This window comes from Brucella daejeonensis (assembly GCF_014199265.1).
GTDB lineage: Bacteria > Pseudomonadota > Alphaproteobacteria > Rhizobiales > Rhizobiaceae > Brucella > Brucella daejeonensis.
This window is the reverse complement of the sequence record NZ_JACIJG010000008.1, coordinates 126,424-138,709: the sequence shown is the minus strand read 5'-3', so window position 1 is coordinate 138,709 and position 12,286 is coordinate 126,424. Positions and strand designations below refer to the sequence as shown.

Below are 12,286 nucleotides of genomic sequence, written 5' to 3'. Positions count from 1 at the left end.
CGGAATAATCGCGGCAACGGGCATCGGGAATATCACCGGTTCATTGTTTTCCTTGTTCGACCAGTATTCGGACAGTCGTGATTCCGTCATTTACGCCGCACGTCAAGAGCGACTCACCTGATTCGGGCTCAAAAAGCGAATCATTTATTGTCGCCTTCCGCTCAGAAGCCAATTAGGGCACGATTTCACGGTCGCAAGCCCGCTTTGCCGGCAGCTTTCGCAGAACTGATTCGCCGGGCGAATCAGAAACCGCCGGGCGGTCGCCCCGATGACAGGCCAAAGCCGTCGATCAGCGCTTCAGTCGCATCAGCCTTCAAAATCTGATTTTGTATATCTCTGAGCCGTGCAAACAACTCGCCCGTCTCGTCCGTTTCAAGTGCGGCCTCAACCGCTCGCAGTTCCTTATGTAGTGTGCGCGCGCGCTGATGCAAGTGAAGCGCCTGGCGAAGGGCTTCGCGCGCATCGTCTTCGGCGGCCCGCGCCGTTGCGGTCCAAAGCTTGGCGCCCTTCACCGCCAGTTCCAGCATTCCGATCAGCTCGCCGTGACCGGCATTGACCAGCGCATGACGCATGGCACCGCCGTCATCCACATGACCTGCCGCCAGCACGTCCAGCATGGCGAGATGCAGCGCCTTGAGGGAATCGTGCCCCAGATCAAGCGCGGCCACGGTCTCGAAATCCTCCTCGATGAGCCGGGGGTGATTGAGAAGTGTCAGCACGATGGCCGTCTCGCGCAGGGGCGCATGGGTCACGCCGCCGTGCCGACCGCCCTTCACCAGCGTCGAGCGCACCAGACTATCCGAAAACGCAAATCGCCCGCCGCCCATGGCCGGCCCGCCGCGTCCACCCTCATTGCGGCGCGTGAACGGCTGGTTGCGCTGGTTCCCGCCCGGCCGTCCCTGCCTGCCTCGCCCGAAAAATATCTGCGCCCGCTCGCGCATATCCTGGCTGTAATGGCGGCGAATGTCCTCATTCGCAATGCGGCTGGTGATTTCACGCAGGCGCGCCTCAAGTTCGGCCCGGCGCTCCGGCGTGTCGAACACGCCGCCGGTCGTCTCCCGCGTCCAGACCATATCGACCAGCGGTTTCGCATCGCGCAGGACGGCATGAAACGCCGAAGGGCCTTCCGCCTTGACGAGATCGTCCGGGTCCTGCCCCTCCGGCAGAAGCGCGAACCGCAAGGATTTGCCCGGCTGAAGCGCAGGCAGACCGAGATCGGCGGCGCGATAAGCGGCACGCAGACCCGCGCCGTCGCCGTCGAAACAGAGAACCGGTTCCGGGCTGATGCGCCAGAGCAATTCCAGTTGTTCTTCGGTCAGCGCCGTGCCGAGCGGAGCCACCACGTGATGAATGCCCGCCTGCGCCAGCGCGATCACATCCATATAGCCTTCAACGGCAATGATCGCCTTCGCCGACTCTCCGCCCTGCGGCTGGCAGGCTTTTCGCGCCTTGAGGCCATTATAAAGAACGCGGCCTTTATGAAACAGTTCGGTTTCCGGCGAGTTGAGATATTTGGCGGGCACATCCGCCGACAGCGCGCGACCGCCAAAGGCGATGATGCGTCCGCGCAGGTCTTCAATGGGAAACATGACGCGGTCGCGGAAGCGGTCATAGGAAACGGCAATGCCTTCGCCGTGTACCACAAGGCCGCAGGCCTCGATCTGCTCGCGCGAAACGCCCTTGCCCGCCAGAAACTCCTTCAGCGCATTGCGCGATTCCGGTGCGTAGCCGATGCGGAAAGCCTGCTGCGTTGCGGTCGACAGCCCGCGGTCGCGCAGATAGGCGCGCGCTTTCGCGCCGACCCCGCTTTGCAACTGGTTTTCGAAAAACTGCGCCGCCAGTTCCATCACATCGTAAAGCGTGGCGCGCTGGGCTTCGCGCTTTTCCATTTCCGGGTCGCGCGCAGGCATCGGAACGCCTGCCATATCGGCGACACGCTCCACGGCTTCCGGAAAGCTCAACCCTTCCAGATCGGTCAGAAACCTGAAGTGATCGCCGGTAACGCCGCAGCCGAAGCAATGATAGCGGCCCTTGCGGTCTTCACAGTGAAAGCTCGGCGTCTTCTCCCCATGGAAGGGGCAGCAGGCCCAGAAATCGCCCTTCGGCGGATTGCTCTTCTTGCGATCGAACGAAACACGCGTTCCAATCAGCGTCGAGATCGGGACGCGGTCTCTGATCTCATCGAGAAAGGAGGGCGGAAAACGCATTACAGATTCACTTTCAGGTCGGAAGAACAGACTCTAAGAGCCTGAATTAAAAAACGGCATGTGCGTGCGAAAATGGTGATTTTCGAGTACCGGAGCTTGAGTGTACTTCCGAGCATAGTCCCGAAAAGTTGCAGACTTTTCGGATAAGACTATGCGCCAAAGAAAGCTACATGAGCACCGGAGCGCAGAAAATTGCCATTTGCAGCCGCTCATGGCGACTTTTGGAACAGGCTCTGAAGAGTATATAGGCTTACTGGCCCGCACAGTCCATCGCGCAGACTTGTCCCTCCCCGCTAATCACATGCCGCGACCAGACGTTCCAGACTGTCACAAAACTGTCATATGTTCGTCATGACCCTGCTTTGGCGGATTGCAATTTATCGCGAACAAGCCCATATCTCAGGCATATTTGATTAGCCGGAACATAATTTTTCTCAGTTTGTCGAATAAGTTCGCCCTCATCAACCACCTCCAACCCGAAGGGATCCTGCCGTGAATGGTTCTGTAGTCCTTTTGCATCTGGCCGGTGCGGTCGCCCTCCTGCTGTGGGCAACGCGCATGGTGCGGACCGGGGTGGAGCGCGCCTATGGCGACCAGCTGCGCCGGCGCCTGCGCAACCAGATGCACAATCCGCTATTGTCCGTGGCCTTCGGCCTTGCACTGGCCATAGCCCTGCAAAGCTCGACGGCGGTCACGCTTCTCGTCGGCTCCTTCGTGGGTTCGGGTATTGTCACCGGTGTCGCGGGTCTCATGGCCGTGCGCGGCGGCGAACTCGGCTCCGCCCTCGTCGTCAAGATCCTGAGCTATGACCTGACCCTTCTGGTGCCGCTCTGCCTCGTCGTGGGCACGGCCATCTTCATGACGACCGAGCGCCGCGACTGGCGGCAGATCGGGCGTATCGTGGTCGGCGTCGGCCTTCTCATCATGTCTCTTGAAATGACCGGCCAGGCGACCGAACCGCTGCGCCAGAGCGAGTTGCTTCCTGTCATCGTCAACTATCTGTCGGGCGATCCGGTCACGGCTTATCTTCTGGCCGCGCTGATGACATGGCTGTTTCACTCAAGCGTCGCGGCGGTCATCCTGCTCACCACCTTCGCCTCGCGCGGCCTGATCGAGCCGGAACTGGCCGTGGTGATGGTGCTCGGCGTCAATCTGGGCTCTTCCATCATCGCGCCCATTCTGACCCGCAACGCCCCGCCCGAAACCCGCGTGGTTCCCCTCGGCAATCTCCTGATGCGCGGAGCGGGCTCGCTCGTCATGCTGGTGCTTTACGAAACCTTCAGGCCATCCGTCGCCTTTCTGGGCGCGGACCCGGTTTCGCAGGTGGTCAACGCGCATATCCTGTTCAATGTCATCGTCATGATCGCGGGCATTCCGCTTTCCCGTCTCGTCCTGCGTGCCACCGAGGCGCTGGTGCATCTCAATGCCGACGAGAACGCGCCCGCCCGGCCCATTGCTGTCGAGGAATATAGCGCGCTCGACAATGCCGTGCTGGACCGCCCGTCACAGGCCCTCGCCAACGCCACCCGCGAAGTGGTCGGCGTCTGCGACACCATCGAGGTCATGCTGCGTCGCATCATCGAGCTTTATGAAAAGCCCGATCAGGCTCGCATCAACGAACTGGGAGCACTGGACGACCGCGTGGACAGGAAACACGCCGCGATAAAGCTCTATCTCACCAGGCTTGCAACGCGGAGCCTCAGCGATTTCGAGGCCTTGCGGATGCAGGAATTGCTCGGCGCCTGCGTAAAGCTCGAACAGGTGGGCGATATCATCGTGCGCAACATGCTGGCGCAGGTTCAGAAGAAGATGGATCACAAGCTGGAATTCACCGAGGAAGGCTGGAAGGAACTGAGCCATTTCCATGCCATGGTGCTTGCCAACGCCCATATGGCCTTCAACGTGATCGTGTCGCGCGACGGGCGCACCGCCCGCCAGCTCGTTCAGGAAAAGGACCGGCTGCGCGAACTGGAAAAGCAGACAAGCATGCGCCATTTCACGCGCCTTCGCGAAGGCGCGACCCGCAGCATCGAGACGAGCACGATCCACCTCGACACGATTCGCGACCTGAAGCAGATCAATTCGCTGCTGGCGTCGATGGCTTATCCGGTTCTGGAAGAACAGGGCCTGCTTAGCGACACGCGCCTGAAAACGGCCAGGCAGGGCTGATCCGATTCAAAAAAAGCCTCCGCCGAAGCGGAGGCCTGAAAGGCTTGCCGGGAAGCTTTGCGCTTTCACTGCAGCAGCGACTTGACGATCGCGCTGGCCTTGGTGAAATCCATCTTGCCGGCATAGCGCTCCTTGAGCACGGCCATGCATTTGCCCATATCGCGCAGGCCCTGCGCGCCGATTTCGGCAATGGCATCCTCACAGGCTTTCTTCGTTTCTTCCTCGGTCATCTGCTGCGGCAGGAATTCCGAAATGACGGCGATTTCCTCGCGTTCCGCATCGGCCAGCTCGATACGGCTGCCTTCCTCGTAGATGCGGGCGGATTCCTCACGCTGCTTGACCATCTTGCTGAGAATGCCCAGCAACTCCTCGTCCCCGACCGGGTCCTTGCCTGCGGTACGATTGGCGATATCTCGGTCCTTCACCGCGGCCAAGACAAGGCGCAGCGTCGACATGCGACGCTTGTCCTGCGCTTTCAGCGCGGTCGTGAGGGCCTGGGAAATCTCCTGGCGAAGCATAACGTCTCTCCTGACGGTTTTGTTTGGTGTCGTTATCGTTGTGAAACAATATATAGCAAACGAAAACAAGCGCCGAAGCTGTCCGAACCGCCATCCCGTGAAATATATGCGATACCTGTCGTCATTATTTCGCGAAAGCGGGTTTCGGACGATTGACCCGGCCCTCAAGTTTCTCTATTGCTCAAGGCTTAGCAGGACATCGGCACGTGCTCGCGGCGGGAGGTTTGAAATCCCCGCTGCCTTTTGGCGCATATATGACCCTTGATGCTTCATCTTTCAAGCCACCGGCCCATAAGGCGCTGTGGCGGGTCGAAACGCGAATACGTGCCGCCTACAGCATTTTGCAGCCGAGTGGAAACATTTGGCGGCGCATAAATGCGGTGAATACAAAGGCTTGGAGCGCCGATCTGATTCTATCCGATCGAACGCGCTCCAACTGGTGACAGAATAACAGCACAGGCTGGCGACGCCCACGAAACAGGAGTGCAGAAGATGACTGAAACGACCCCGAAGACAGCACCCTGGACCACCGAGAAGCGAACCGCCATTCTTGTATTGGCCGACGGGACAGTGATCGAAGGCAAGGGTCTCGGCGCGACCGGCGCTATCGAAGCCGAAGTCGTGTTCAACACCGCATTGACGGGTTACGAGGAAATCCTGACCGATCCGTCCTATGCTGGCCAGATCGTCACCTTCACCTTCCCGCATATCGGCAATGTCGGCGCCAATGGCGAGGACATCGAAGACCTGACGCCCGCCAACCGCCACGGTGCGGTCGGCGCGATCTTCAAGGCGGACATCACCGCACCCTCAAACTTCCGCGCCTCGGAAGACCTCGACAACTGGCTCAGGCAGCGCGGCATCATCGCCCTTGCCGGTATCGACACGCGCGCGCTGACCGCGCTCATTCGCGAACGCGGCGCGCAGAACGCCGTCATCGCTCACGATCCAAGCGGCAATTTCGACCTCGATGCGCTCAAGGCCCGCGCCGCCGGGTGGAGCGGCCTCGAAAATCTCGATCTCGCCAGGGACGTCACGGTCGGCCAGAGCCTCGTCTGGAAGGAAACGCCATGGACGCTCAAGGACGGTTATGGTGAGCAGGACCAGCCGCAATATCGCGTCGTGGCGCTCGATTTCGGTGTGAAGCGCAACATTCTGCGCCTTTTGACCGGGCTTGGCGCCGAGGTTACGGTGCTGCCCGCCACCGCAACGGTGGAAGACGTTCTGGCACACAATCCCGATGGCGTCTTTCTGTCCAACGGCCCCGGGGATCCGGCTGCAACCGGCGAATATGCCGTTCCGACCATTCGCAAGCTTGTCGAAACCGGCCTTCCGGTCTTCGGTATCTGCCTCGGTCACCAGATGCTGGCGCTGGCGCTCGGCGGACGCACCGAGAAGATGCATCAGGGCCATCACGGCGCCAACCATCCGGTCAAGGATTACACGACGGGCAAGGTCGAGATCGTGTCGATGAACCACGGTTTTGCCGTCGATTCGGATTCCCTGCCGGAACACGTCGAGGAAACCCATGTGTCACTGTTCGACGGCACCAATTGCGGTCTGCGCGTGGTCGGCAAGCCGGTCTTCTCGGTGCAGCACCACCCGGAAGCATCGCCCGGCCCGCAGGATTCGCACTATCTGTTCCGCCGCTTCATCAACCTGATCCGCGAGAAGAAGGGCGAAGCGCCCCTTCCGGAGCGCGAGCAGGCCGCCTGATCCGTCAGCATGAACCGGGACCAATTGAAAAGGCCGAGGTGAAAACCTCGGCCTTTTCTCGCTTCAGTATCGATCAAACCTCGGACAGCTTCGCCGATGGTACTGGAGGAACCCGCGCCACCACGATGACCAGCGCCAGGAAGACCAGCCCCGCGCCAACGGCATAGGGCATTCCGGCAAAGACGAACGGCGCATGAGTGCCGGTGAAAATAGCGAAAAGCTGCGTGAAGATCAGCGGCCCGACGATGGTGGTGATGCTCGAAACACTCGTCAGCGCGCCCTGCAATTCGCCTTGCGCCGAAGGCGGAACCTTGCCTGCCGCGATACTGCGCAGCGGCGGATCGGCAAGCCCTTCCAGCGCCGTCAGGAAAATGACGGCATAGACCATCCACCCCTCCCACGCGATGGCGTAACCGGCAAGCCCGATAGAGGAGAACAGGATGCCGGTGATTGCCGTGCGCCTTTCGCCAAGAACCGGCAGAATGCGCGGCAGCACGACAGCCATTACGAAGGCGGCTCCAATCCCGAAAAGGCCCAGCGACAGGCCGATCTGCGCTTCGCTCCACTTGTAGCGATAAGCGCCCACGAAGGCCCAGACCGACGGATAGACCGCGTGTGCCAGCCAGAACAGGAAGAACACCAGGACCACCCAGCCAATGCCCGGATAGCTGCGCATCTGCCTGAGTGCGCCGAGCGGATTGGCGCGCGCGATCTGGAATGCGCGCCGGTTCTCGCGGGAGAGCGTTTCGGGCAGGAGGAAATAGGCAAGGATGAAATTGACGAAGGACAGGAACGCTGCACCATAGAACGGTACGCGCGGCCCGAATTCGCCCAGCAGACCGCCCAGAACCGGGCCGAGCGCGAAACCGACGCCGAAGGCGATGCCGATCAGGCCGAAATTGCGCGCGCGATTGCTGTCGTCGCTGACATCCGCGATATAAGCCGAAGCCGTCGCGAAGCTCGCTCCGCTGATGCCCGCCAGCACGCGCCCGACGAACAGCACCCAATAAGTCGTCGCCAGCGCGCAGATCAGATTGTCGAGCGCGAAAGTGAAGATCGAGGCCAGCAATACCGGGCGTCTGCCGAAACGGTCGCTCAGATTGCCGATCATCGGCGCGAACAGGAACTGCATCCCGGCATAGACCAGAAGCAGCCAGCCGCCATCGACGGCGGCGGTGCCGATATCCGCCCCCGTCAGTTCTTCGAGAAAGGTGGGCAGAACCGGCATGATGATCGCAATGCCGATAATGTCCAGAAACAGTGTCATGAAGACGAGTAACAAGCCCCGCCGTACAAACTGGGGATCATGCATGGGACACCTGAAATACGCTCCACATCGGGAGAGATGGAACATCGAAAATTGTGCTGATTGGAAAGCTCGCGCGTCATCGCCGCTCAAAACTGAGCGTCACGCTTGCAGATTGCAAAAAAGGCCGCGCCGGAGCCAATGCATTATCTGGAAAATTATTCCACGACAAGACGAATATTGCCGAGTTTGGACAAAAAGAATGCGCGATTTTCCCAACAGAAGAAAAAGGCGGTCAAAACCGCCTTTTTTAAAGTACCGGAGCTTGAATAGTACTGGATGTACATGAGCACCGGAACGCAGAAAATTGCCATTTGCAGCCGCTCATGCGACTTTTGGAACAAGCTCTTAAACGTCGCCGCTGAATGTGTCACAGCTTTCCAGCTTGCCGCTGTCGAAACCGCGCTGGAACCATTTGGCGCGCTGCGCGGAGGTGCCGTGGTTGAAGCTTTCCGGCACGACATAGCCCTGGCTGCGCCGCTGCAACGTATCGTCGCCTATCTGGTGCGCGGCATTGAGCGCTTCCTCGAGATCGCCTGCCTCCAGAATACCTTTCTGCTCGGTATAGTAACCCCAGACACCGGCGAAACAGTCGGCCTGCAACTCGACACGCACCGACATCTGATTGGCCTGCGCTTCGCTCATCTGCTGGCGCATCTGGTTGAACTTGGGCAGGATACCCAGAAGATTCTGGATGTGATGGCCCACTTCATGCGCCAGAACATAGGCCTGCGCGAAATCGCCCGAAGCGCCGAAGCGGTTCGCCAGTTCATTGTAGAAGCTCAGGTCGATGTAGAGCTTGCGGTCGCCGGGGCAATAGAACGGACCGGATGCAGCCGAAGCAAAACCGCAGGCGGACCGGACCTGACCGGAAAACAGCACCATTGTCGGCGGTGTATAGGTCTGGCCGCGCGACTGGAAAATGCCGCTCCACACGTCTTCCGTTTCGGCGAGGACGGTACGAACGAACTGGGTTGTCTCGTCATTGGCGATATTGCCGCCTTCCGCAACGGTGCGGCCGGATTGCCCGGTCTGCTGGGTAACGGCTGGTCCCATGCCGCCATCACCGAACAGGATCGGTAGTGGATCTATGCCGACCGCGCGCAGCACGAAGAACATCACCACCAGAATGAGAATGCCGGAAATGCCGCCGCCGCGCACGATTCGGAAGCCGGGGCCGCCAAAGCCACCACCACCGCCAAAACCGCCGCGCTGCCCTCCGCGCAGATCTTCCACATTGTCGCTTTGCCTACGGCCCTGCCAGCGCATTCACCAACTCCCTTAACAACACCGCCACGGATAATGACGATATTCCATATATCGAAGTAATTGTCGCATATAGAACTGGTTCGGCAAATTAAAAAGTAAATGACGGCCCGCCCTCCACAATCTGTACGCGCAGCGATTGCAGAAGCACACGGGAACCGCTACAGCATCCCCCGTCAATCAGGAGACACAGGCGATGCAGAGCCGCAGACAGCTTTATTCGATCCAGATCTTGCGCGGCCTTGCGGCGACCATCGTCATGATCGCCCATATGATCGAGCATCCACGTGCGGAAACGAACAATGCCATCACGATGCTGGGCGTCTTCGGCGTGCAATTGTTCTTCGTCATCAGCGGCTTCATCATCGCCTATGTCAACGCGGATGGTCCGTTCCGGCCCGGCAACTTTCTGATACGGCGCATCTTCCGCATCGTGCCGCTTTACTGGCTGTGCACGATCACGGTTTTCTTCTGCGCGCTCTATCTGCCGTCCCTGTTCAAGACCACGGTCGCCGATGTCGGCTATTTCATCAAGTCGCTCTTTTTCATCCCTGCCGCCGCACCGGGCGCCCCCAGCGACTGGCGCCCGATCTTCAAGCTGGGCTGGTCGCTGAACTATGAGTTGTTCTTCTATCTGGTCTTCGCGCTTTTCTGGTGGTGCAGAAGCGCCTTGCAGCGCACGATCCTCCTGACTGTCATCTTCGGCGCCTGCGTCGTCGGAAGTTTCTTTGTCGAGCCGTCGGCAAGCTTCGCCGCGTTTTATCTTCACAAGAACCTTTTGACCTTCATGTGCGGCATGTGGCTGGCCGAAGCGGAAAAGCATCGCCTGTGGGAAAAAATGCCTCTGGCCGCACTGGCCGGAATTGGCCTCCTCGCCGTGGCGGCGCTCTATGGCACCTTCTCCACCCCGCTGGCCGAATTCAATGATTTCTCGACCTATCTGGTCATGTGCGGCGCGGCTGTCCTGCTGGTTGCCGGCGCATTGGGCATCGAGCGCTGGCTCGGCGACCTGAAGGACAATTTCTTTGTCGGTCTCGGCACGATCTCCTATTCGCTCTACCTGACACATATGTTCGTGGTCGGCTTCGGCTGGGCGGTGCTGCGCAAGCTGAATCCGGGAACCGCGACCGAAATTGCGGGCATGGTTGCCATGGCGGTCGGAGCCATCGTCGCGGCCAGGATTTCCTACCGTCTCGTCGAAATGCCGTCGAACAGGCTCGGCCATGCTCTCACGAAGCGCAGCAAGTCGGCTTCAGGGTCTAAACTCAATCAGGTTTCGGGCGTGGCGTGAGCCGGGCTTTGTCCCTGAACAGGAGGAAAGGCCGACGTGGTGTCTCCCACCACGAGGATTTTTCGACGCATTCAGGGGCAAAATCCGCCACGTCCCGGAGGGATATGGCGAAAATGACCCATTTTGGCGTCGCGAAACCTTGATGGAGGAACACTCCACCCTCGGTTTCGCTCCTGAAACTGTGCCATTTTCGACCATACCACGCTCCAAATCCTAATTGGGTTTAGACCCTAAGGCCGCGCCCGCGGAAGCCTGAGCTCCCCGCCGCTGCCTGTGATATCGCTGCAAGGCAAGGGCGGACAGTACCAGGGCAAGGAGGGCGAGAAGAACGGCGGTTCGCACGTCCAGCGGAAACAATACCGCATTCATGATGCGGCCCGGCATAAACGCAAAGAAACCCGCACCTGCGATACCGCCGAGATAGACCCGCTGCATAATGCGCCGGTGAACATCGATTTGCCCGCTCCGCGCGGCCACAACCGCCCGCGCACATCCGGCCAGAACCAGTACCGACAGAATATGGATCGGGCTGAAACCCCACAGCAGGTCTATCTGATGAATGAAGAAACTCGACATGGCGGTTATCGCCATGAGCGCGACCCAAACGCGGCCCAGCATCTTGTGCAGGCGCGTCCCCTTGCGGCAAAAGAGAATGACAGCGCCGATGATCGCGGCTGGAACGACGGCGGCGACATGGAGTTGAACGGGCAGTGGCGCAGTGGCAAGCGGTTCGAAATTCATCTGAAAGCTCCGGTTGAATTTCGTCCGGCTTTCAACAAAACTGCCCTTCCCTCAAACGAAATGGCGTCAAATGCGGGATGACTTCGTGACTGGCAGTTTCATGCAATCCACGCTTCGCGAATTGCTGGTCATCATCCAGGCCCCGAGGCTGTGGGTGACGTTTCTGGTCGTTGTCCTGTTGTTCACCGTTACCGGCCCGTTCAGCACCGATGCAATGCCCGTCGCGATCCGCTTCTTCTACTGGCTCGCCATTCAGGCCACCGGCTGGTCGACCGCCATCCTCTGCGCCGTTCTCGCCGACGGGTTGCTGCAAGGGCGCATCGCCAGCCCCTTCGCAAGAATGATGGTAGGCTCGCTCGTGGCGGCACTACCGATCGGCCTGTGGATCACGCTGATTGACTTTGGTTTTACCAACGTCCCGCCCAGCTACCGCAGCTTCATCGCAAATGTCGGCATATCGCTCCCCTTAAGCGCCCTTTTCTGCATTCTGGCCTATATGACATTACGCCGGGAGATCGAAATGGTTTCTCAGCCACCCACGCCAGCCTGCGTGTCACCGGCGATCATGGAGCGGCTGAAGCCGGCGAACCGCGGTCAGTTGCTCAGCCTGTCCGCGCAGGATCACTACACATATGTCGTCACCAGCCGCGGCAGGGAACTCGTTCTCCTGCGTTTCTCGGATGCGCTGCGGGAAACCGGCGAAACACCCGGTATGCAGATTCATCGCTCGCACTGGATCGCCGATGCCAACGTCGCCGAACTGCTCAAATCAAATGGCGGCATCGGTCTCAGGACAAGGGACGGCGCCGTGCTTCCAGTCAGCCGCTCCAGCCGGAAATCCGTCCAGTTACGTTATGTGGAATCGCACAATCGATGAAGAAAGCGGCACACAACGGGGATTTTCCGTGAATGCCCGGAATTTCTCTGCACTTTCTTCGAAATAAAACGATTTGTGGGGTTCCGCTTTCGCAAACGATTGCCTATAAGGCCCGCTTAGCCCACAGAATTCATACGCTGCCAACCCGCCGGTAAACCGTGCGGGCTTTTCTGGCAGGCTAGATCAGCATGTCCC

The 12,286-nt window shown here is 59.6% G+C and carries 10 protein-coding genes; 5 read left to right on the top strand and 5 right to left on the bottom strand.

Annotated elements, in window-relative coordinates; all coding sequences use genetic code 11:
- Window positions 1–242: 242 nt before the first annotated feature.
- The gene (gene dnaG, locus FHS76_RS12240; protein ID WP_183652761.1) at window positions 243–2,207 is read right to left on the bottom strand and encodes a DNA primase; all 1,965 of its coding nucleotides are present in this window, start codon (window positions 2,205–2,207) and stop codon (window positions 243–245) included.
- A gap of 492 nt (window positions 2,208–2,699) precedes the next feature.
- Between dnaG and FHS76_RS12235 the strand changes: the two genes are divergently transcribed.
- Window positions 2,700–4,376, top strand: a complete 1,677-nt coding sequence (locus FHS76_RS12235; RefSeq protein WP_183652759.1) for a Na/Pi cotransporter family protein — start codon at window positions 2,700–2,702, stop codon at window positions 4,374–4,376.
- Window positions 4,377–4,441: 65 nt separating this feature from the next.
- Here FHS76_RS12235 and FHS76_RS12230 read toward each other — a convergent pair whose 3' ends face one another.
- On the bottom strand, window positions 4,442–4,894 hold the full coding sequence (locus FHS76_RS12230) for a GatB/YqeY domain-containing protein (RefSeq protein ID WP_183652757.1): 453 nt from the start codon (window positions 4,892–4,894) through the stop codon (window positions 4,442–4,444).
- Between the two features lie 492 nt (window positions 4,895–5,386).
- Here FHS76_RS12230 and carA point away from each other — a divergent pair, with 492 nt between their 5' ends.
- Window positions 5,387–6,610, top strand: a complete 1,224-nt coding sequence (carA, locus tag FHS76_RS12225) for a glutamine-hydrolyzing carbamoyl-phosphate synthase small subunit (RefSeq protein ID WP_183652755.1) — start codon at window positions 5,387–5,389, stop codon at window positions 6,608–6,610.
- A 73-nt stretch (window positions 6,611–6,683) separates the two neighbouring features.
- Here the strand turns inward: carA and FHS76_RS12220 are convergent, their stop codons facing one another.
- Window positions 6,684–7,922 (bottom strand): TCR/Tet family MFS transporter, encoded by a 1,239-nt coding sequence (locus FHS76_RS12220; protein ID WP_183652753.1) that lies wholly within the window; start codon window positions 7,920–7,922, stop codon window positions 6,684–6,686.
- A gap of 50 nt (window positions 7,923–7,972) precedes the next feature.
- On the opposite strand from FHS76_RS12220, the gene FHS76_RS12215 reads away from it, so the two are divergent.
- Entirely contained in the window at window positions 7,973–8,170 is a 198-nt protein-coding gene (locus tag FHS76_RS12215) for a hypothetical protein (protein ID WP_183652750.1), read from the top strand.
- A gap of 94 nt (window positions 8,171–8,264) precedes the next feature.
- Here the strand turns inward: FHS76_RS12215 and ypfJ are convergent, their stop codons facing one another.
- Complete coding sequence (gene ypfJ, locus FHS76_RS12210; RefSeq protein WP_183652748.1) at window positions 8,265–9,185, bottom strand: KPN_02809 family neutral zinc metallopeptidase; 921 nt, start codon at window positions 9,183–9,185, stop codon at window positions 8,265–8,267.
- Between the two features lie 193 nt (window positions 9,186–9,378).
- On the opposite strand from ypfJ, the gene FHS76_RS12205 reads away from it, so the two are divergent.
- A complete protein-coding gene (locus tag FHS76_RS12205; protein ID WP_183652745.1) occupies window positions 9,379–10,473 on the top strand; it encodes an acyltransferase family protein in 1,095 nt (364 codons plus the stop codon).
- 213 nt (window positions 10,474–10,686) lie between these two features.
- Here FHS76_RS12205 and FHS76_RS12200 read toward each other — a convergent pair whose 3' ends face one another.
- Entirely contained in the window at window positions 10,687–11,214 is a 528-nt protein-coding gene (locus tag FHS76_RS12200; protein WP_183652740.1) for a DUF2306 domain-containing protein, read from the bottom strand.
- A gap of 85 nt (window positions 11,215–11,299) precedes the next feature.
- Here FHS76_RS12200 and FHS76_RS12195 point away from each other — a divergent pair, with 85 nt between their 5' ends.
- The gene (locus FHS76_RS12195; RefSeq protein WP_374828591.1) at window positions 11,300–12,091 is read left to right on the top strand and encodes a LytTR family DNA-binding domain-containing protein; all 792 of its coding nucleotides are present in this window, start codon (window positions 11,300–11,302) and stop codon (window positions 12,089–12,091) included.
- The last annotated feature ends 195 nt before the right edge of the window (window positions 12,092–12,286 follow it).